Origin of the sequence: Acinetobacter cumulans (assembly GCF_003024525.3) — a bacterium.
GTDB classification, from domain to species: Bacteria; Pseudomonadota; Gammaproteobacteria; order Pseudomonadales; family Moraxellaceae; genus Acinetobacter; species Acinetobacter cumulans.
Map to the genome: position 1 here is coordinate 405277 of NZ_CP035934.2, position 20272 is coordinate 425548.

Annotated in this window: 20 protein-coding genes; 12 read left to right on the forward strand and 8 right to left on the reverse strand. The window is 40.2% G+C overall.

Annotated features, from left to right (window positions below; all coding sequences use genetic code 11):
* Nucleotides 1-64: 64 nt before the first annotated feature.
* From C9E88_RS01840 to gmk, 3 genes are all read right to left on the reverse strand, one after another.
* Nucleotides 65-2170 carry a RelA/SpoT family protein gene (locus C9E88_RS01840; RefSeq protein WP_106983955.1) on the reverse strand — a complete coding sequence of 702 codons (2106 nt, stop codon included), beginning with the start codon at nt 2168-2170 and terminating at the stop codon, nt 65-67.
* A 219-nt stretch (nt 2171-2389) separates the two neighbouring features.
* Nucleotides 2390-2671, reverse strand: a complete 282-nt coding sequence (gene rpoZ / locus C9E88_RS01845; protein ID WP_106983956.1) for a DNA-directed RNA polymerase subunit omega — start codon at nt 2669-2671, stop codon at nt 2390-2392.
* A gap of 76 nt (nt 2672-2747) precedes the next feature.
* Nucleotides 2748-3371: a guanylate kinase gene (gmk, locus tag C9E88_RS01850; protein WP_106983957.1), complete on the reverse strand. Its 624-nt coding sequence runs from the start codon at nt 3369-3371 to the stop codon at nt 2748-2750.
* A gap of 134 nt (nt 3372-3505) precedes the next feature.
* Between gmk and ispH the strand changes: the two genes are divergently transcribed.
* The 12 genes from ispH (at nt 3506) to rplS (ending at nt 14214) form a co-directional block, all read left to right on the forward strand.
* Nucleotides 3506-4456 (forward strand): 4-hydroxy-3-methylbut-2-enyl diphosphate reductase, encoded by a 951-nt coding sequence (gene ispH, locus C9E88_RS01855; RefSeq protein ID WP_106983958.1) that lies wholly within the window; start codon nt 3506-3508, stop codon nt 4454-4456.
* A gap of 165 nt (nt 4457-4621) precedes the next feature.
* Nucleotides 4622-5068, forward strand: coding sequence for a pilus assembly FimT family protein (locus C9E88_RS01860; RefSeq protein WP_106983959.1), 447 nt, complete (start codon nt 4622-4624; stop codon nt 5066-5068).
* On the forward strand, nt 5065-5580 hold the full coding sequence (gene pilV / locus C9E88_RS01865) for a type IV pilus modification protein PilV (protein ID WP_106983960.1): 516 nt from the start codon (nt 5065-5067) through the stop codon (nt 5578-5580). Before C9E88_RS01860 ends, pilV begins: the two co-directional genes overlap by 4 nt.
* Nucleotides 5581-6525 carry a PilW family protein gene (locus C9E88_RS01870; protein ID WP_106984099.1) on the forward strand — a complete coding sequence of 315 codons (945 nt, stop codon included), beginning with the start codon at nt 5581-5583 and terminating at the stop codon, nt 6523-6525.
* Nucleotides 6522-7376 carry a pilus assembly PilX family protein gene (locus C9E88_RS01875; RefSeq protein WP_106983961.1) on the forward strand — a complete coding sequence of 285 codons (855 nt, stop codon included), beginning with the start codon at nt 6522-6524 and terminating at the stop codon, nt 7374-7376. The genes C9E88_RS01870 and C9E88_RS01875 overlap by 4 nt, the downstream gene beginning before the upstream one ends.
* 13 nt (nt 7377-7389) lie before the next feature.
* The gene (locus C9E88_RS01880; protein WP_162368823.1) at nt 7390-10992 is read left to right on the forward strand and encodes a pilus assembly protein; all 3603 of its coding nucleotides are present in this window, start codon (nt 7390-7392) and stop codon (nt 10990-10992) included.
* 12 nt (nt 10993-11004) lie between these two features.
* Nucleotides 11005-11481 (forward strand): type IV pilin protein, encoded by a 477-nt coding sequence (locus C9E88_RS01885; protein ID WP_106983963.1) that lies wholly within the window; start codon nt 11005-11007, stop codon nt 11479-11481.
* Nucleotides 11466-11939 (forward strand): type IV pilin protein, encoded by a 474-nt coding sequence (locus C9E88_RS01890; RefSeq protein ID WP_106984100.1) that lies wholly within the window; start codon nt 11466-11468, stop codon nt 11937-11939. The genes C9E88_RS01885 and C9E88_RS01890 overlap by 16 nt, the downstream gene beginning before the upstream one ends.
* A gap of 150 nt (nt 11940-12089) precedes the next feature.
* Nucleotides 12090-12347 carry a 30S ribosomal protein S16 gene (gene rpsP, locus C9E88_RS01895; protein ID WP_005013161.1) on the forward strand — a complete coding sequence of 86 codons (258 nt, stop codon included), beginning with the start codon at nt 12090-12092 and terminating at the stop codon, nt 12345-12347.
* An 18-nt stretch (nt 12348-12365) separates the two neighbouring features.
* Nucleotides 12366-12914 (forward strand): ribosome maturation factor RimM, encoded by a 549-nt coding sequence (rimM, locus tag C9E88_RS01900; protein WP_106983964.1) that lies wholly within the window; start codon nt 12366-12368, stop codon nt 12912-12914.
* Between the two features lie 42 nt (nt 12915-12956).
* Nucleotides 12957-13697 (forward strand): tRNA (guanosine(37)-N1)-methyltransferase TrmD, encoded by a 741-nt coding sequence (gene trmD, locus C9E88_RS01905; RefSeq protein ID WP_106983965.1) that lies wholly within the window; start codon nt 12957-12959, stop codon nt 13695-13697.
* Nucleotides 13698-13839: 142 nt separating this feature from the next.
* The gene (gene rplS, locus C9E88_RS01910) at nt 13840-14214 is read left to right on the forward strand and encodes a 50S ribosomal protein L19 (protein ID WP_106983966.1); all 375 of its coding nucleotides are present in this window, start codon (nt 13840-13842) and stop codon (nt 14212-14214) included.
* A 60-nt stretch (nt 14215-14274) separates the two neighbouring features.
* Here rplS and C9E88_RS01915 read toward each other — a convergent pair whose 3' ends face one another.
* The 5 genes from C9E88_RS01915 to C9E88_RS01935 all read right to left on the reverse strand — a co-directional run bounded on the left by C9E88_RS01915 (nt 14275) and on the right by C9E88_RS01935 (nt 20194).
* The gene (locus C9E88_RS01915; RefSeq protein WP_106983967.1) at nt 14275-15234 is read right to left on the reverse strand and encodes an esterase/lipase family protein; all 960 of its coding nucleotides are present in this window, start codon (nt 15232-15234) and stop codon (nt 14275-14277) included.
* 159 nt (nt 15235-15393) lie between these two features.
* Entirely contained in the window at nt 15394-16359 is a 966-nt protein-coding gene (locus C9E88_RS01920) for a lipase family alpha/beta hydrolase (RefSeq protein WP_227865911.1), read from the reverse strand.
* A 234-nt stretch (nt 16360-16593) separates the two neighbouring features.
* The gene (locus C9E88_RS01925; RefSeq protein WP_106983969.1) at nt 16594-17562 is read right to left on the reverse strand and encodes an esterase/lipase family protein; all 969 of its coding nucleotides are present in this window, start codon (nt 17560-17562) and stop codon (nt 16594-16596) included.
* Nucleotides 17563-17756: 194 nt separating this feature from the next.
* On the reverse strand, nt 17757-18740 hold the full coding sequence (locus C9E88_RS01930; protein ID WP_410160832.1) for an esterase/lipase family protein: 984 nt from the start codon (nt 18738-18740) through the stop codon (nt 17757-17759).
* Between the two features lie 422 nt (nt 18741-19162).
* Complete coding sequence (locus C9E88_RS01935) at nt 19163-20194, reverse strand: lipase secretion chaperone (protein ID WP_106983971.1); 1032 nt, start codon at nt 20192-20194, stop codon at nt 19163-19165.
* Between the last annotated feature and the right edge of the window lie 78 nt (nt 20195-20272).

The following is a 20272-nucleotide window of genomic DNA, read 5'->3' on the forward strand; positions in this document are numbered from 1 at the left end:
TAACATGGCATGCAAAATCAAGATCTCTTATGCAGTTGCGCATATTTAGGTCTGATCATGCACATTAACTTGCTTTCGATGTTTCTGCAAAATTGATAGGCTGTGCTAAACGTGAAATACGAGGGAAACCAAACAGCATACGTAAGTCACGAATAATTTTCGCAATTTGTTTTCGGTCATGCACGACAATATTAACGTATGTCTTTCCTTCGTGTGTACGAACAGATTCTACCCCTACTTTTTCTTTACGGCATTGATAGATTAATTCTGAAATTTGCTCGTCCGTCATGCTCATACTAATACAAAGGAAAGCACTAAAGCTAATATCTTCAATTTCTTCAGCATTCCATTGTAAAGGCATGATGTTTTCAGGATGCATGTGTTGCTCATGTAGGAGGTTGTGACAACGTGAGCGGTGCACAATCAAGCCTCTACGTGATAAATGCCCTTGAATTTGATCACCAAGCACAGGGTTGCAACAGTGTGCATATTTAACATCTACACCTTCAGTGCCCTGAATAAGGCGATCTGAGCCAGTAGAGCTATGCGTTGAATCTTGTGCAAACAAATGATTAGCAACCAATTGTGGTAATAAATCACCCACAGCAATTTGTTCAAATAGCTGATTTTGATCTGCAATATGGCGCCAATTTAAAATATCTTGCCAATCTTCTGTAGTGAGATCGTTCACAGAGCGATTAAATAATTTGAGCGCTCGGTTGAGGGCTTGTTGCCCAACCAGACGTTGTTCATCTAAATCTTGATCACGCAAAATATTTTGTAGTGCACGACGTGCTTTTTGCGTATTAATAAAACTTAGCCAATCGGGGTTAGGCGTAGCGAGTACATCCGTGATGATTTCAATGACTTGACCACTCATGAGTGGTGTTGATAATGGCTTTGTTTCACCATTAATTTTTGCACCTACAGCATGGTTACCTAAAAATAGGCTGGCTGAGTACGCGAAATCAACTGCAGTTGCCCCTTGAGGTAATTCGTGTAAATGACCTTGTGGGGTATAGACCCAGATTTTTTCTTGATGAAGATAATCTAATAATTCACTAAAAGTTGTTTTAGCACATTCCCCATCAACTAATACGTTGAGGTTTTGCATAGATGCTTGAATAGCTGAGCGACAGGCTTGGGGTGCATTTTCACCTAAAACCACGCCAAAACGCGCTGCTTTACGCATTAACTCAGTCTGAATAGTGAGTGATAGAATCGTTTTTTCACCTTTCAAACGCATCATTAAGGATTGATTGCCACCGGGGAGTGGGCGACGAATATGATCGGCATAATGAAGTACTTGAAAACTATCTCGAAGGATTTCTGCAATACGGTCACAGTCTGCAATGCTTTGTAGAATAATTTCAAATGCATGGCTATGAGTTAGCTCTTGCAAATCGATGTCATTTTTAACGAAGTGGCGTAAGAGCTCAATATTGTTATTTTTCTTTTTAATTCGGCCGGCGATGTGGTGTTCTTGGAGTAGGGTGTTGAGGTTGTTTTCCCATTTGGTTTGGTATTCACAACGTTTTGGTTTGGTCTGTGCTAGAGCGACTTGGACGTTGTTATACATGTCGAGGTCTAAATTTTGATAACACAGATGCTCTAGATTGTCCGCCATTTCATTCATACCAACAAGGCGGGCCATGGGTACAAAAATTTCAAAAGTTTCGTTGGCAATACGGGCGCGCTTATCGGGACGTAATGCGCCAAGTGTAGTCATATTATGATAGCGGTCGGCTAATTTAATAATAATGACACGTGGATCTTGTAGGGTGGCTTGCAGAATTTTACGGAAGGACGCGGCTTTATTGTATTCTTTATCACTGGATTGGCTCAGCTTGGTTACGCCATTCACCAGCTCTGCAACGGTTTTGCTAAATTTTTCGCTAATATCTTCTTTGCTAAAATCGGTGTCTTCAATGACGTCATGCAAAAGCGCAGCCATCAGTGTTTCTGAGTCCATGCGCATGTGGGCCAAAATACAACTGACCGCGATAGGATGCAGAATATAGGGTTCACCGCTTTTACGTGTAATGCCATCATGCGCGATGTCGGCATAGTCGCAAGCTTCAAGCACACGTTCGACATCACTTTCTGGTAGATAAGCGTCGATAATGATTTTCAGCTGTTGCTTGGCTTGACTGACCTCTGGGCCTGGCATAAAACACCTTTTACTACTAAATTTTACAAATGAAACGGTTAATCCTCTAATGAAATGCATATTGCATGACTTGTCAATTTATTCATTCAAGAAAATGAAAAAAACCAACATCTGCACAGCATTTCTATCTGTTTATTTATAACTGTTATTGGTCAAATATAAAAGCATGAACATAAAAAAGCCTAGTTAAAAACTAGGCTTTTTTACATCAATCTATAATTATTGGAAAGAAAAACCATCCAAGTTAAGATCGTTTGCTGAAAGTGCAAGATCAAGGCTTGAAGTTTGGTAGTCTTGATCGCGTTGCTTTAGAATCTCTTTAGATACATGGCCTTCAGCAATTTCACGAAGTGCAACAACAGTCGGCTTATCATTGTCCCATTCAACAGTAGGTTCAATGCCTTGACGTGCTAATTGACGCGCGCGTTTGCTTGCCACTAGTACAAGCTCAAAGCGGTTGTCTACATGGTCTAAACAATCTTCAACGGTTACGCGTGCCATAAGAAATCTCGTTTGAATAATAAATTTTAACAGACTGTGCAGTATAAGAGTCTTTGGCTATAGACTCAAGTTTTAATCACAACGAAGTCGGAGTAATTAGCTTTTGAATCAACTCTTGGTGTCGATTGGCTTGTTGATTCAGCACCAAACGGTTCGCAATAATGACAGCTTCTAGATCATGCAGGGCTTTGTTAAAGTCATCATTAATAATGACATAGTCAAAGTTTGTATATTGTTGCATGTCTTCTACTGCGCAACTTAAGCGATGCTCAATGACTTCGACAGAATCTGTACCGCGGTTAGATAAGCGTTGACGTAAGTCAAATTGGCTTGGCGGTAAAATGAAAATTTGTTTTGATTCAGGAAAAAGCTTACGAACTTGCTCTGCACCTTGCCAGTCAATTTCGAGCAAGACGTCGTGACCTTTCTCAAGTTGTTCTTTTACAGTTTGTTGCGCAGTCCCGTAATAGTTGCCGAATACTTCTGCATATTCAATAAAGCCACCTTTCGCAACTAAAGCCAAGAAATCATCTTTGTTTGAGAAATGATAGTGAACACCATCGAGTTCACCAGGGCGTTGGCCACGAGTGGTATGAGATACAGAAACATGTAAGTTGTTTACACGTTCGAGTAGGGCTTTAACGAGGGATGTTTTGCCTGTTCCTGACGCTGCAGAAACGACAAACAAGAGACCCGACATGATATTTTTCCTGATATGATAAAATATCTTCTCTATTTTAGAGCAGACACGCTTTAAACTAAAGAGTTAGACATCTATTGTTTACATTTATTTCAGTTGAATATCCAAATTATTGAATGGGCATTGAGGATTCTATGGAAATTGTTTTAGCCAATCCACGCGGTTTTTGTGCTGGTGTTGACCGTGCCATTGCGATTGTCAATCGGGCTTTAGAATGCTTTAACCCGCCCATTTATGTGCGCCATGAAGTGGTACATAACAAATTTGTGGTGGATGATCTTCGTCAGCGTGGCGCCATTTTTGTTGATGAGCTGGATGAAGTTCCTGATGACAATATTGTGATTTTTAGCGCACATGGTGTCTCAAAAGCGGTGCAACAGGAAGCTGAGCGCCGTGGTCTAAAAGTCTTTGATGCGACATGTCCTTTAGTGACCAAAGTACATATTGAAGTCACCAAGTATGCTCGAGAGGGTGTCGAAGCCATTTTAATTGGTCATGAAGGGCATCCAGAAGTTGAAGGGACTATGGGGCAATATGACACCAAACAAGGTGGTTCTATTTATTTAGTTGAAGATGAAGAAGATGTTGGCGCTTTAGAAATTAAAGATCCATCACATGTGGCTTTTGTAACGCAAACGACTTTATCAATTGATGATACTGCAAAAGTGATTGATGCTTTACGTGAAAAATTCCCACAAATTCAGGGTCCACGTAAAGATGACATTTGCTATGCAACTCAGAACCGTCAAGATGCAGTGCGCGATTTAGCGACACAATGTGATGTGGTATTGGTGGTAGGTTCACCAAATTCGTCAAATTCGAATCGCTTGCGTGAGCTTGCTGAACGTATGGGTAAGCATGCTTATTTGGTCGATAATGCAGAGCAATTGCAAAAAGATTGGTTTGAAGAAAATTCAAAAATTGGGGTGACTGCTGGTGCATCTGCGCCTGAAATTTTAATTAAGCAAGTGATTCAACGATTACAGGATTGGGGGGCAAAAGCGCCGCAGGAATTGGCTGGTCGGGAAGAAAATATTACCTTTAGTTTACCGAAAGAGTTACGTATTCCTGTAACACAAGCTTAAAGTGTTAATTATTTAACATTCTGATATTTTTAAATATTTGACAGATAATTGCTTTTTAGCAATTATCTGTTTTTTTATACCTTTTATCCCTATTTGTAATTGATTTGTACGTGAACACGCTATGATTTGTAATAGGGTATTGGTTTTTGAGTCTTTGGGGTGTGCATGTATAAAAGTAAGGGATTTACTCTTATAGAACTAATGGTCACGATTGCAATATTAGCAATAATTGCAACAATGGCAGTACCTTCTTTTAATTCTATGGTCTTAAATCAAAATTTGAAGAAAAGTACAAATACATTGACTCAAGAGATTAAAGCAGCAAGAACTAAGGCAATTTTGGAGAAAAGACAAATTACTTTAAAGTTAGCGTCTTCTGCCAATAATGCACCGACGATTTTAAATTGGATGCAAGAAGGTAAGGTTGCTTTAAAGACTCCAGCGAATGATGAGCTTAAATTTGATGGAAATGGCGTACTTGTGAGTACATTTTCAGTTGTTGAATTATGTAAAACTTCAGGTGCTTCAACGACTAATCCGACAAGTTCTAAAAAAATAACATTAACTAAATTTGGTCAAATTGAAAAAATTGAAGATGGGAGTTGTCCATGAGCGCAAGATCATCACAAAAGGGTGTTGGTATGGTTGAAGTTTTGGTGGCGCTCATTATTTTAGCTATTGGTGTCTTGGGTTATGTGATGTTGCAGGTCCGGGCAATGGAGGCAACGGTAGAAGGTACTCAGCGTATTCAAGCAATTAATATTGCACGAGATCTTGCTGAGCGCGTGAGAGTGAATCGTACTGCTTGGGATGGTACAACAAACACTTATTTAACAGAACTCGCAGGTACGCAATCGCGTGCTAGTACGACTCCAGACTGTGCATCTTCAGCTTGCAATGAAGCTCAACTTGCTGATTTTGATGTGGCTGAAATATCAACATATGCGATGCAGTATGGCATGACGTTGGGGATGTCTGCTTGTCCTAATACAACAGGGCGACAATGTTTATTTGTTGCTTGGGGAAGTACTTTGCCTACAAATAGTAGTTCTAATGCGAATTCCTGTGTGAATGGAAATGCATATAGAGCAAATTCAACGTGTGTAATGATGGAGGTTTACTAAATGAAAAAGCAAACCGGTTTCACACTCGTTGAGTTAATGATTTCGATTGTTCTTGGGCTGATTATCGTTGCTGCTGCACTTTTACTATTTCTAAGTGGTCAACGTAACGTTGCGATGCAAAAAAATACGACAGATTTACAAGATGACCAGAACTTTGGCTTGAACTACATTGCAAAAAATATTCGCAAAGCTAATTTAAATAGCCCTTCAGCCAGCTTGAGTAATACTTCTAACTTCTCTGGTATTGTTTTTAGTTCAGCGAATGTTAGTAATAAATTAGTCTTGAATACTAATTTTAATAGCAAATTTGTAACGGCAAATATTAGTACTAACACCAGTAATATGCGTATAAAAAATGCTACAACAACTCCTGCAAGTTTTGAAGATGCAGTGAATGATCAATTGGTCATTCAATATCGACCTACTGAAATAGGTGGTTATGATTGCGAAGGGAAAGTAATTGATAGTACCAATATTTATATTTTAGAACGTTATTTTGTACGCACTGATACGAATGGTAGTGGTACAGATGCTGAAAAGTCAGCATTGGCTTGTGCATCAAGTCGGTACTCATCAGGACTAACTGTAGCAACAGCGTTAGAGTCTTCAAATACAGCGGGTTTGTATGGTAGTGGTGAAATTATTATGAAGCGTGTTGATTTATTTCGTGTCCGCTTCCTAGTACAGGATACAAGTGGAAAGAAGTATATGACGGTGCTTGATTATAATGCACTTACGACAACTAAACCTCGTATTCTTGCCGTACAGTTAGGTGTGATTGCAAGAGCACAAGATACAAGCGTTGAGCGAGCAGTATCAACTTCGCAAGAGTTTTCAATGTTTGGGCAGACTATAACTCAAAAAACAACCTTTCCGAATCGTTATGTTAGAACACCGATTATGCAAACTGTTGCGTTAAGAAATGCTTTAGGGAGTCGCTCATGATAAGAAATCAACGGGGTGCGACGCTTATTATCGTCTTGGTTTTACTTGTTGCAATTACTGTCATTGGAAGTTTGGCTATTCGCTCTAGTGTTTTATCACTAAAGGTTTCAACATTGAGCCAAGCGCAACAGTTGCTTTTGCAAAACTCAGATGCTGCATTATTTAAAATTGAAGATCCTGACCAGTTAATGAGAAATATGGCCTTAAACGGAATGTTTGGTTATATCAAGGGTGAAGATAATGTTGGTAAAGAATTAGTATTTTGTTTTAAATCTGGTAATACCAATTTTTTTAGTCTTACAAATTCAAGTCTAATTAGTTGGAATGGCACATCTATTAAAAATGATGGTTTGAGTAGTGGTGGTTTTTGTAAGGTTGAAAGCGGTTTTTTTACCTCGGGTCGTAGTGCTGTAATTACGCAGATTGCTGTAAAAGCCATGGATACAAAGGATGCAGTAGATTTCCAATATATGCAAAAGGGAACTGATCCTGAGTCTTCAAAAAAAGATCCTGCTCAGATGTATACAATTTATGCAACGTCGATTTTTCCAAACTTAAGTGCCTCAACATTAAGTTCTACCGACTTAAATAGCAAAATTAATGCATGTTTTAATTCACGTTTTAATAGCATCCCAAGTACTAAGCAAGGTGAATTGGATGTTGATATTGCGACTGCTAATGGCAAGATTAATGACCCAGCAACATCAGCAGCAGATAAAGCCACTAATGAGGCTACAAAAGCAAACTTACAATTGTCAAAAGTCACAGTTTCAAGTTGCTTATCAAATTTAGGTGTACCTACCCATACACAAGTTGCCAATTATGCTTTGACGCAGACATTAAGCAAATAATGAGGACATGAAAATGAAAACCAAAAAATATAAACAAGGTTTAGTAACAGGTTTAACTGCTCTCTCAACTGCAATGTTGTGTCAAACAGCAACGACTTATGCCAGTGATATTGAGATTTATAAAGCGCCGACAAATGGTGGTGCGACATTAATGTTTGTGCTGGATTTATCTGGATCTATGTCACAGTCAATAGATAAGTCGGTGCAACGAGATTTTTTTGGAACAAATACAAGTTGTACCAGTGAGAGCTTAGTTGTTCGTAGTGTTTTAGGGGGAGTGAATTATGACTTTAATGGTTCATATTGTTATATCAATGAGAGCACGTTTGGTGGATTAAGTACTACTAGGCGAGCTCAAATTACTTCACAAGTTGAAGCGAAGAACTGTTTGAAAGAGAGTCGTGATTTCGGAGGTTGGGAGTGGAAATGGGTTGGATGGGAGTTGAAGAAAGTTTGGGTTTCACAGCTTCAGCAAGCCTATAGTTGCCCTGACCGTGTAACAATGTTAAAGCGGAGCTTATTTGATTTAATTGCTGGAAATTCTTCTGTCGATGGTGGGAAACTTGCTACAGAAAATACTCCTTTACCGCCAACATCATCAATTGGTCTTACAACATTTCGAAATTCTACTCCTGAAATTAAGTCAAACCCACTGGTGTTGAATTCTGAAAATAGAGGGGCATTATTGAATGAAATAAAAACTTGGAGTGCTACAGGTGGTACGCCTATTGCGCGTGCGTATGCTACAGGTATATCAGGATTATTTGATCATATATCAAGCCCTAATACTGAAACTGCTTGTGCTGGGTACGGTGTGTATTATCTAACGGATGGTGATCCGTCCGGAGATAACCCATCATCAGCTAAAACTACATACAATGCGAAAGTGCGTAATACGTTTGCTTTAACTGATACGCAGTGTACGGGCGGAGATTCAGATTCGTGGTCATGTGTGCAATCTATGGCTGCAAACTCTCAACAGAAAAAAAATAATAGCAATGTAGAGATTAAAACAGCAGTTGTAGGTTTTGGTACAGCTTTTAACTTTTCAAATTCAAATGGTCAGAGTGTAATTTATAATCCAACGACAACTTATACTGATGATACATTAAGTCAATCTTTCTCAGGAAATACACTTGCTGCAGCAAAAGCTGCTGTTGCTGGTAAAGGCGGTTGGTATAGTGCATCTAATACCAATGATATTGTTAATAGTGTGACCAACTTTGTAAATTCTATTAAAATTCCAATCCCAGCGATTACTACAGGTACATCTGCTATTCCGCAAGATGTTTTGAATACCTCAGTTATTCAGCCTTATGCATATTTCCCACAATTTCAACCAAAACCTTCTGAAGACTTTCGTGCTTGGACGGGTAATCTAAAAAAATATAATGTTTCTGGTGGTATCTTAAAAGATAAAAATAATACCGCTTTATTTAGTAGTGCTAGTGTTTTAAATACGGCTAATGAAGATTTATGGACGCCAAATTATGCTACAAATACGACGTTGACGGCTAATCAGCAAAGCTTAAAAGCATTAGGTGGCCTGCTAAGTCGTTTAAATCTTCAAAAAACGGGTTCAAGCTTAAACCGTAAAGTATTTACCAGTAATGGCACAACATTAACTGCTGTTAATGAAGACTATATTAAAGCCGATCCAACTAACCGTGGCTATTACTTAGGTTTGCTTGGTTATGACATTACGGCTGCTCAAGTACAAGGGTTAACTTCTAACTTTGATCTAAGTCAACTGCCTCAAACAACCAGTGAACTACGTCAAATTGGCGCTGTAATGCATTCAACGCCTGTATTACTTACTCAAGCAGGTAAAGTTTCTTATGTGGCAGCCCAAGCGGCTCAAGCAGCAACAGCAACAACTGCTGCTGTGGCCGCACGAGATGCATATATGGATACAACCAATAGGGATGACTATATCTTATTTGGTACAACGCAGGGCGTGTTGCATGTTGTAAAAGCTGGGAAGTCAGATGAGATAACGACTGTTGGAAACACTGCAGGGCAAGAAGTCTTTGCATTTGTGCCGCAAGAAATGCTGGCAACCCAAGGAAAAGCATTTTTAGATCCACCGCAAACGGTAGATGCAACTAATACTAGTTCAAATGGTATGAATCATTTGTACTATGGTGTTGATGGTGCTTGGACAGCTCATACTGAATATGTATATAACACGGCAGATGAAACGTTTAAGGTTTACGACTCTGCTACAAAGTTTGGTAAACAATGGGTGTATGGCGGACTGCGGATGGGGGGGCGGAGTTATTATGCGTTAGATTTGACCAATATGGACTCACCTACTGTTAAGTTCCGCATTAACCCAGTGAATAGTAGTGTCGATGGTTTCGCAACTCCATCAAGTACAGCTGAAACGGCACGTTATGCAAACTTAGCAAAAATGGGGCAAAGCTGGTCAAAACCGACCATTGCTAATGTGCAATGGAAAGGCAAACGCCGTTTAGTGATGTTTGTTGGTGGTGGATATGATCCTGGTTATGAAACCTTTAACTATAATCAGACAAACGGCATGGGTGCTGGCGTTTATATGTTTGATGCCAACACAGGTGAGTTTTTATGGTCGACTTATGATGCTGTAAAAACACCTGCAACAGCAGGAACAACACTCATTGGAGATGGTGATTACCTAAAATACAGTGTCGTAAGTCAAATTAAAGGGGTTGACCGCGATGGTGATGGCGATGTAGATCATCTTTATTTTGGCGATTTAGGTGGTCAGGTTTTCCGTGTAGATTTAAATAGCACACATGGTGCTACAGATACTGTAGCTAATTATGCATCTCAAATCACACGAATCTATAATGGTCATGTAGATGGTGGTGTAAGCCCACGCTTCTATGAAATGCCTGCTTTTACAGTGTATCAAGGAACTGGTGGTCTATTTGCAGTAATCAGTATTGGTTCAGGGAATAGAAGTACGCCACTATTAGGTAAGCAAGTGAACGGTGCGTATATTGTAAACGGTGAAACAACAGCATTAAATACGACTTTAACAGATGATGCTATATATAATATTTATGACACTGTAGTTACGACAAAGACCCCTGCTACAGCAACACTGGGAACAAGTCCTACGCGAACTAATCTTTTTGCGATTACCAATAGTAATCGTGAATTAAATGCAATTACATCAGGACAGACTGCCCCTGCAAATTTGGCTGCTAATAAAGAGACTTCGAACTACAAAGGCTGGTATTACGCGTTTACCTCAAGTACAGGGCGTAAAGCAATTGAAAAAGTTCAAGGTGATTTAATTGCAATTGATAATGATTTATATGTAAGTACATTTAATGCAGAGGGCACTGATTCAACGGCAAGTTGTGGGGCTGGTATTTATGGTACGAGTCGTGCGCACCGTTTCTGTATGCCGTATGGTCAATGTCAAAATACAGATAATGTGACTGGTAATACCTTGGAATTAGGTAAAGGACTATTAGGTATTACAATGGGACCAGGTTCTGATCCAACATCTCGCCGCGTTATCGCATCTTTAGGCGTTTTACCATCAAGTAATAAAATTACAGGTACAATCTACAGAGCAAGTAATCAGCTAATCCCACAAAGTTGGTATGAAAAGAACTAGGATGAAGTGTAAATGATGAGACATTGGAAAGGTTTTACACTTCTGGAAATGATGATTGTAGTGATGATTGTTGGAATCGTCGCTGCAATTGCATTGCCAAGTTATCAAGTTTTTGTGCGCAAGTCGCAAGAAAGTAATGTGCAGCAGGAAATTCAAAAAATTGTCAAAGATTTAGAGCATCAAAAATCAAGGCAGTTTAATTATTTAGGCTATGTACTCTCTCCTGATCCGTTGTATTTGCCTTATGGTGCAACAGCAACTACGGCTAAATACAAAATAGAAGTAATGGATGGTGATGATCCAACGAAAAAATTGAATGCAACCACTCCACCACTAGGGCGGAATTGGGTTATTCGAGCATTGGCTACAGACGGTAAGCTATATAGTTATTTAATCAATAGTAGTGGTGCAAGTTGTAAAAATAAAACGTATGCGAATGTAACATTCACTGCGTGTGGTACGGGGGAAGAGACATGGAAGTTGCCTTGAAGCAGAAAGGTTTAACACTTGTTGAATTAATCGTTGTGATTGCAATTTTAGGGATTATTGCGGCCATTGCTTATCCGTCATATAAAAATGCAGGGCAAAAAACGAAGCGTGTTGAAGTCCAAACTGAATTGGTTAATATTGCGGGGCAATTGCAACGATTTAAAATGGCAAATTACTCTTTTACACCGAATGGTACGGCGGTAACCCTTGCCAATCTGGGGTATACCGTAAATGCAAGTGGTGAATACAGCTTTGCACCAAATCAACAAGCAACTTATATCATCACTTTAAATGCAGTGACAGCCAATACATGGAGATTGTCTGCTCGACCTGTAGGTGGGCAATTGGGGAATGGTTATTTAGGTTTAAACCAAGCTGATATGCGGTGTTGGAGTAGTTCTGATGTAATGTGGTGTGATCCTAACTCCTCAACGAGTTGGACGAAACAATCACCATAACAATTGAACCAAATTCAAAACTGTGGATAAGTGAATATTAACCTTTCCCTTTATATGATTTTAGCGTAAAATATCGCCCTCTATGAAAGGGGTTTGAAGTGTATCGATGGTCGGTACAGGGATAATCCGTAAAAACTATAAGGTTGTATCATGGTAGTTATTCGTCTTGCACGCGGTGGTGCTAAAAAACGTCCGTTCTATCAAATCATTGTGACTGATAGCCGTAATGCACGTGACGGTCGTTTCATCGAACGTATCGGTTTCTTCAACCCTACAGCTCAAGGTAAAGCAGAAAAACTTCGTTTAGATGCTGACCGTTTTGCTCATTGGGTATCTCAAGGCGCTCAACCGTCTGACCGTGTTGCTTCTTTAGCTGCTCAAGCTAAAAAAGCTGCAGCTGCTGTTTAATACGGTAGTAGCTTGCCCATGACACCAACACAGAATGTTCCAGAAGATCGTATTCAGATTGGACAGCTACGTTCAGCTTATGGATTAAATGGGTGGCTCTGGGTCTATTCCAATACAGAACCTATGAGCAACATCTTTGACTACCTGCCTTGGTACATTGAAACCAAAGCGGGTTGGCAAACAGCAGATGTAAAACGCTGGAAACCACATGGCAAAGGCTTAGTTGTTGCGCTGAAAGGGGTCTTGGACCGCACTGCAGCAGACAACTTGGTCGGCGCAAATGTTTGGATTTCTAAATCGCAACTGCCTCAAGCAGGCGTGGACGAGTATTATTGGTCTGATTTAAAAGGCTTAACAGTGTTAGGTCTAAATGAAGAAGAGCAAGAAGTGAATCTTGGTCAAATCCACGAATTGTTTGAAACAGGTGCTAACGACGTGATGGTAGTTCGCGCTACTGCTGACAGTATCGATAGCGAAGAGCGTATGATTCCATGGCATAAAGATGTGGTACAGCGAGTTGATCTCGAAGCTGGTCGTATCTACGTGAATTGGGGCGTAGATTATTAATCCTTAAAGGATTGACGCAGCAGGAAAATAGAGGAGTCTGCGATGTTTTTTGCAGTCATAACGCTTTTTCCTGAAATGTTTGAAGCGATTACAGCCTACGGTATTAGCGGGCGCGCAGCAAAGAAAGAGATAGTACAAGTCCATTGTATTAATCCTCGTGAATTTGCTGAGGGCAATTACAAACGAGTGGATGAACGTCCATTTGGTGGTGGCCCAGGTATGGTGATGATGGCTGAGCCTTTGGCAAAAGCAATCCACCGTGCTAAAGAGCTTGCAACGCAAGCGGGTGCAGTTCGTGTTCCTGTGGTGTATATGTCACCACAAGGGCAAACCTTAAATGAACCAGCAGTACAAGACTTTGTCGAATATGACGGACTGATTGTGCTCTGCGGTCGTTATGAAGGAGTCGATGAGCGTTTGATCCAAAAATATGTTGATCAGGAATGGTCCATAGGGGATTACGTTTTATCTGGCGGTGAACTCCCTGCGATGGTTTTATTGGACAGTATTATTCGGAGACTTCCGGGTGCAATGTCTGATGAGCAATCACACGTACAAGACTCTTTTGTGGATGGTCTTTTAGATTGCCCACAATATACCAAGCCAGATCATTTTGAAGGTTTGAATGTGCCTGAAGTTTTAAAATCTGGGCATCATGCAAATATTGAAAAATGGCGCTTTTTGCAGCGTTATCAACGGACACTTGAACGTCGGCCAGAATTGGTTGAAAAAGTAGAGTTGAGTAAGCAGCAAAAAAAATGGCTGAAAGATTCCAAGATTTAAAATTTTTTAAATCTTATTATTAGGCTCTTTATATTTTGAAGCGGTCAAGTATAAAGGGAAAGTCAATCGGGTCTATGCGCTTTAGCCTCTAGCCCCAGTGGATCTCAGACCTCTTCTGGCCCACACAAATTGGAGATACCCCATGAGCGGTAAGCATCCTTTAATTCAAGCAATTGAAAACGCACAACTTAAACAAGATATTCCAGCTTTTGCTCCAGGTGACACTGTAGTTGTTCAAGTAAAAGTAAAAGAAGGTGAGCGTGAACGTCTTCAGGCATTTGAAGGTGTTGTAATTGCTAAGAAAAACCGTGGTTTGAACTCTGCGTTCACAGTACGTAAAATTTCTAGCGGTGTTGGTGTTGAGCGTGTTTTCCAAACTCACTCTCCAATCGTTGCTGGTATCGAAGTGAAACGTCGTGGTGATGTTCGTCGTGCTAAACTTTACTACCTACGTGAATTGTCTGGTAAAGCTGCGCGTATTCGCGAAAAATTACCAGCTCGTAAAGTTAAAGCTTAATTTTAAGTTTTATACGAGTGAAAAAAATGCGCCATCTGGCGCATTTTTTATTTCAATATTTTATAAGCCTTGTAATTTTAAGCGATTCGCGTGTTGTCTAAATACCGCAACGGGGTCTGGTGCAAATAACCCTTTTAAGCCGAGCACTTGATTGACTTCATCGAAATGGTTCCATTTATAGTCATCACGAACGGTCAGGCCTAATTTACTACTACAACGACTGACTAAGCCATCATTGGGTTGGCCACTAAAGGCAATTGGACCCAAGGCTGTAAAAATTGTGTCTGGGTCAAGTAAATTGGTGGTATTCGAAACGCCCGTCCAAGAATAAAAGCGAATACCGTTGGCGAGGCTAGCTCCATCACTGCAGGCCGTCGTTGGCATGCCCAGTGGGAACTTGGCATTAAATTCAGCGACACCTTGTTTAGCCATACTATAAATTGAAGCTTTAAAATTAGAAGGTAAGTTTGACTGCTGTGCCCAATTAATGACAGGTGTCATGAGTGCATCCATTACAATGCCTAAAGTCCCATTTAGAATAGGGACACTTTGCACTAAATCTGCTACAGGAGAGCCATTATTAGTTCCTGCAATGGAGGTCACGGAAGCCACTAAATCAGGTCGTACACCTGCAATATAACGTGCAGTTGGGCCACCATGACTATGACCGATTAAGTTCACTTTAGGTTTTCCTGTAATGGCAATAACCTCTTCCACTTGGTCTAAGAGTTGTTCACCACGAACTTCGATCGACTCGAGTGGTGATATTTGAGAGGCATAAATTGTGGCATTGTGACGTGCGAGGTCTGGTAAGACTTGATACCAATAATCGAGCCCAAAAGTTGCACCGCCTAAGCGGTTAAAGCCGAACATACCATGTACCAGCAAAATCGGATATTTGGTTTCTGCATAATGATCAATTTTTGTTGTGGGCGGAGCTTGTTGTATGCCTGCAGTTGCATGTGCAGCATTTAAACTTAAGCAACTCAAGAGAAGGGTACAGACTATTTTTCCATTCATGGACGGATTCCTTTTTTAACTTTTTTTGTTTTCAATGATGCGTTCAGTTGGGTGGTAGGCGGGGCTGAATTTTTGCTGCATGGATAGAGGTGCAAAAATTATATGTGTGGCTGAGCTATTTGTTTAAATATGTTAGCCACGACATTGCCCCCATTCTTGTTATAAACCTTGCAGTTTTAAGCGATTGGCATGTTGACGGTAAATATCGACTGCGCTCGGTGCGAAAATACTCTTTAAGCCCAACACGTGGTTGATTTCGTCAAAATGATTCCATTTATAGGTATCTCGGATCACTTTACCAAAGCGTGCATCACAGCGTGCTACGACACCATCATTGTCGCCACCGTTATTAATTAACAGTGAAGCTGTAGCGGCAATATAATCGGATGGGTCTAATACGGTATTGAGTGCGTTATTTCCCATAAAGGAGTAATTATAAATGCCAGCTGTGCTGTATGCGCCTTCAGCACAATATGCTGTAGGAACACCAGCAGGGAAGCGTTGATTAAAGGCGGCTGAGCCAGCAATACTTAAGCTTTTGAGGGCGGCTTTTGAGTCATGGGGGAATTCAGTTGGGTTAAGACCTTGTGCAAATGTAATCACAGGCGAGACTAAACTATCGAACACGGCACGGACTGGATATTCTAATGGCGTGTTTTCAATATTTAACACCAGATCTGCAATTTTGGCGCCTTGATTGGGGGAGGCAATGGTGGTCAGTGAGGCAACTTTATTGGGTGCAACGCCTGCAACATAGCGTATAGATTGCCCTCCATGTGAGTGACCAATTAAGTTCACTTTGGGCTGGCCTGTTAGAGCAATAATTTCATCAACCTGCTGGAGTAATTGTTCCCCACGGATCTCGCTTGAATTCATGGGTGAAACAGATGTAGACCAGACATTGCCACCATTACGCGCAAGGTCGGGTAAAATTTGATAGAAATAGTCGACGCCAATAACACTACCGAAACCAAATAAACCATGTGCAAAGACCATTGGATATTTGGTTTGAGCATAGTTGCTGATCTGGGTTTTAGCGCTGGTTTGTTGCGTAGCTGAAGCTGCATAGGTTGGGCTATATGCAATACTAGTGCATAAAGTAAGGCATAGCAGACTTCCTTTGATTTTCTGGTTCATGTCACATCCTTTATTTTTGTTTTGATCTGACAGAGGATGTTGTTACACACTCAGTAAGCATGGTGCTTATGGCGTGTTGACAATACATCATGTCAAAAACAGTATAGGCTGAAAAACAATTAATAATGTGATCTAGTCGACAGAATGCAAAAGTGAAATGTAAATAAAATAAAGAAGCCCAACATGAGGGTTGGGCTTGCGGATTGCTTAAAATATAAGTCTTTATAAACCCTGAAGTTTTAAGCGGTTGGCATGTTGGCGATAAACATCAACAGGATCTGGTGCGAATAAAGCTTTTAAGCCGAGTACTTGGTTAACTTCATCTAGATGGTTCCAATTGTAATTATCACGAATGGTTTTACCAAACTTTGCGCTACATTTAGACACTAAGCCATCATTGTCTTTTCCGCCATCAATGAGCAATGCAGTAACTTTGAGTGCAGAGTCTAAATCTAAAACATTGGTGACTTGACCTACACCTGTAAATGAATAGTTGTAGATGCCTTTTTCTACACTATTACCATCACCACATGCAGTTTTAGGTAGGCCAAGCGGGAATTGGGCATTAAATTTGGCTGAGCCTGCTAAGGTTAAACTACTTCCTCCAGCTAAAGCATCATGTGGATAGCTATTTGGGTCTAAACCTTGTGCCCAAGTAATGGCTTTGGAAACAAAATTCACTGCGCCAACCAATGGCCCTTCAATTGGAGTACCTTCTGCTTTTAAAATCAGGTCCGCCACTGGAGAGCCCTGATGTGGGCCAGCAATACTGGTCAGTGATGCCACGACGTCAGGACGTACCCCAGCGACATAGCGAATTGTTGGGCCACCGTGTGAATGACCGAGCAAATTGACTTTTGATGCACCAGTTAAAGCACGAATTTCAAGGACTTGCTGTAAAAGCTGTTCACCGCGAACTTCCGTTGAGTTAAAAGGGGATACTCGTGTTGCCCAGACATTGGCACCATTACGCGCTAAATCAGGCAAAATTTGATAGAAATAATCCATTCCTAAAGTGTCAGTACCAATACTAATAAAACCGCCCATCCCATGGTTAAAAACAATAGGATATTTTGTTTTGGCATAGCTAGAGCTGACTTTACTTTCAGTCACTTGAGTGGCCTGAGTCGCCATTGCACTGTTGATGCAAAGTAAAGAAATGAGACTCGCGGATAAAATTTTAAATTTCATATTGTGATCATCCTGCATGGTTTTTTAGTTTTATAAATCTGACAATTCAATTTGTCATGAATATAAAAGCAGTCGTAACAATGATTTGCAAACGATGCTGGATGATCGTTTTAGAGAGTTGTAACAATTATTAACAACGTAAAAAACAGACAAAAAAAAGCCCCTGAATTATTTCAGGGGCCTGATTGTCATGCTTATAAACCCTGAAGTTTTAAGCGGTTTGCATGTTGACGATACAATGCAACAGGGTCTTGAGCAAAGACACCAGTTAAACCAAATAGCATATTTGCTAAGTCGGTGTGGTTCAGTTTGTAGCTGTCGTTAATGACTTTACCCATGTATGCGCTACAACGTGACACCATACCGTCGTTGTCTTTGTTGCCATAAGACAATGGCCCTAACTGCATAAGGATTGTGTCTAAATCAAGTAGGTTGGTGGTTTGTGCAACGCCTGTCCATGAGTAGTAGTAAATGCCTTTACGGTCTACATTACTCAAAGATTTATTACAGTTTTCAGTTGCAGACAATACACCATCATTTACAGCTGATTTTGCAACTGTCGCATTGAAATTTGCAGATTCAGTTTGAGTTAATGATTTCATTGATGCATCAAAATCAATGCCCAACTCAGGCTTCAATTGTGCCAGTGCAATCAATGGGCCGACAATATAGTCACCTAAAATATTGAATGCAGTACGGCTCAGCTTATTATTTTGAATGTCATCCGCCACTTTAGAACCGTGGTAAGTACCTGCAACACCTGTAATTGAGGCAATATACTGTGGGCGCGTAGAAGAGACATAAAGTACTGTTGGACCACCGTGCGAGTGACCAATCAAGTTCACTTTATTTTTACCCGTAATTGCCATTACATCTTCAACTTGAGTAATCAGTTGTTCACCACGGTATGCCGTTGTGTTGGCTGGTGATAATTGTGCTGCAAATACAGTTGAACCATTACGTGCCATATCTGGAAGGATTTGGTACCAATAGTCCATGTTAAAGCTTTCATTGCCAATACGTGACCAACCTAACCAACCATGTACCATAAGAATAGGGTATTTGGTTTTAGCATAGTCAGACTTTGCCGTTTCTTTAACTTGTAAAACACTTGGCGCTGCTTGTGTAGTTGCAGTTATACCCATTGTGAAAGTTGCTAATGTTGCTAGAGAGGCCATCTTGGCCATTGTTTTGAAAGATCGCATACACGTTCCTTTGTCTGTGTTGTTGTTATCGCTATTTTTATAAATCACAGCACGCCTGTTTTCATCAAATTTGAATCATTCAAATGGGCTTGAGGAAAAACCAAACGGGTGCTGATTGAACACATGTTAATGCCCAGTTATTTTTCCATGCTGACTTGTTTAAACCATGTCATTTTGGGACATGATATGTCTGTGAATGACATTTATAGTCATAATTTTTGCTTAAAAAACATACTGAAAATGAACATTACAGTGAATGTTATTTCATCAATGTATAGGTGGTTTGTTGTTGTAGCAGAATAAGTAAATTTTATTGTCGTTAAAATGGTTTTTAAAACTAAAAAAAGCCCTGTGTTGAAGACCACAGGGCTTTAATGGGTGATACAAGCAAAAGCTTAATCACTAAATGGGAGTTTTTCACCTTGGTCATGTAGCGTTTCGAAGGTGTTTAAACGGAGTTGGTCTTCTTTGCTTTGGAAGTGTTGACTACGTAATTGTTGAACGGCTTGTTGCTTGGCACTGTCGCTCATGCCACTTTTCATAATGCTGTCACGAGCTGTTAGATACTCATTGACGTTATTTTTCCAATCCGAGCGCTGTGTATCGAGTGTTTCTAAACGCTGAGTCGCTTCTGGGCCGACCAAGCTGAGACGCATATTGCGAATCTCTTCGGCTGAACCACCACGTGCTTTAATGTCCGCAGTGAGTTTTCTTAAGTCTTCTAGCTTATTAATTTGCTCGAGGTTCTCTTTCCAGTCTTCAGGAAGTTCATCAAACAAATCTTTCAGTTTTTTGGCTTTTTCAGTTTCACTCAGTTTTTTATCATGAATGACATCTAAGCGGTTTAGGGTGTACAGATGATAAGTATTTTCAGTACCAAATAAACCCTCAATTTCATAATCTGAAAAGTGCTGCTTGCGTAGGTTTTGGGTACTGCTAAAAATAGCACGGTAGTATTTCGGATCATTTGGATCAATATTAGGTGCTTGTAACTGACCAAGCGCTTCGCGGTAGTCCATATAGCGTTTCCACAAATCTAAAATTTGTGAAAGGGCAGGTTCTTTATGGGTCTTTTGCATATAAGCTTGGAAATCTTTTTTGATTTGATCCAAACTTTTTTCGCCGTATTGGGTAATGAAATATTCAAAACAGTTACGGGTTTGTTCATTCACAATTAATCGGTTAGAACTGTCCATGGTCATCTGGCAGTTAATTTGCGTATCTTGTTGGCTTTTACTCATAAAGCCCGGGCCTGCACTGGCATCGCTTGCCGATGCCGTGTTGGCTTCACTATTTGGGTTTAGTGCGACATCTTGATTTTGTTGACTTGCATTTGATGTAGAAGTGTTCGGCGAAAGCCAGAAAATTAAAGCAACGATGGCAATAATGACAGCAACGACAATCAACCATAACTTATTTTTTTGCATATCCTAATGCACCTTATTCCTATTGTATTTGTTTTAGAATCATTTTGGTTGCTCAGAATATGCCATAAAAGTCGTACA

What these genes read in the sequence shown, in the direction of transcription:
- pilV (WP_106983960.1), top strand. Translation starts at nt 5,065, where the DNA reads ATGAGCGCAAGATCATCACAAAAGGGTGTTGGTATGGTTGAAGTTTTG.
- C9E88_RS01930 (WP_410160832.1), bottom strand. Translation starts at nt 18,740, where the DNA reads ATGGCCTCTCTAGCAACATTAGCAACTTTCACAATGGGTATAACTGCA.
- ispH (WP_106983958.1), top strand. Translation starts at nt 3,506, where the DNA reads ATGGAAATTGTTTTAGCCAATCCACGCGGTTTTTGTGCTGGTGTTGAC.
- gmk (WP_106983957.1), bottom strand. Translation starts at nt 3,371, where the DNA reads ATGTCGGGTCTCTTGTTTGTCGTTTCTGCAGCGTCAGGAACAGGCAAA.
- C9E88_RS01885 (WP_106983963.1), top strand. Translation starts at nt 11,005, where the DNA reads ATGATGAGACATTGGAAAGGTTTTACACTTCTGGAAATGATGATTGTA.
- rpoZ (WP_106983956.1), bottom strand. Translation starts at nt 2,671, where the DNA reads ATGGCACGCGTAACCGTTGAAGATTGTTTAGACCATGTAGACAACCGC.
- C9E88_RS01925 (WP_106983969.1), bottom strand. Translation starts at nt 17,562, where the DNA reads ATGAAATTTAAAATTTTATCCGCGAGTCTCATTTCTTTACTTTGCATC.
- C9E88_RS01840 (WP_106983955.1), bottom strand. Translation starts at nt 2,170, where the DNA reads ATGCCAGGCCCAGAGGTCAGTCAAGCCAAGCAACAGCTGAAAATCATT.
- trmD (WP_106983965.1), top strand. Translation starts at nt 12,957, where the DNA reads ATGTTTTTTGCAGTCATAACGCTTTTTCCTGAAATGTTTGAAGCGATT.
- C9E88_RS01860 (WP_106983959.1), top strand. Translation starts at nt 4,622, where the DNA reads ATGTATAAAAGTAAGGGATTTACTCTTATAGAACTAATGGTCACGATT.
- rplS (WP_106983966.1), top strand. Translation starts at nt 13,840, where the DNA reads ATGAGCGGTAAGCATCCTTTAATTCAAGCAATTGAAAACGCACAACTT.
- C9E88_RS01890 (WP_106984100.1), top strand. Translation starts at nt 11,466, where the DNA reads ATGGAAGTTGCCTTGAAGCAGAAAGGTTTAACACTTGTTGAATTAATC.
- C9E88_RS01915 (WP_106983967.1), bottom strand. Translation starts at nt 15,234, where the DNA reads ATGAATGGAAAAATAGTCTGTACCCTTCTCTTGAGTTGCTTAAGTTTA.
- C9E88_RS01935 (WP_106983971.1), bottom strand. Translation starts at nt 20,194, where the DNA reads ATGCAAAAAAATAAGTTATGGTTGATTGTCGTTGCTGTCATTATTGCC.
- rimM (WP_106983964.1), top strand. Translation starts at nt 12,366, where the DNA reads ATGACACCAACACAGAATGTTCCAGAAGATCGTATTCAGATTGGACAG.
- C9E88_RS01880 (WP_162368823.1), top strand. Translation starts at nt 7,390, where the DNA reads ATGAAAACCAAAAAATATAAACAAGGTTTAGTAACAGGTTTAACTGCT.
- rpsP (WP_005013161.1), top strand. Translation starts at nt 12,090, where the DNA reads ATGGTAGTTATTCGTCTTGCACGCGGTGGTGCTAAAAAACGTCCGTTC.
- C9E88_RS01870 (WP_106984099.1), top strand. Translation starts at nt 5,581, where the DNA reads ATGAAAAAGCAAACCGGTTTCACACTCGTTGAGTTAATGATTTCGATT.
- C9E88_RS01875 (WP_106983961.1), top strand. Translation starts at nt 6,522, where the DNA reads ATGATAAGAAATCAACGGGGTGCGACGCTTATTATCGTCTTGGTTTTA.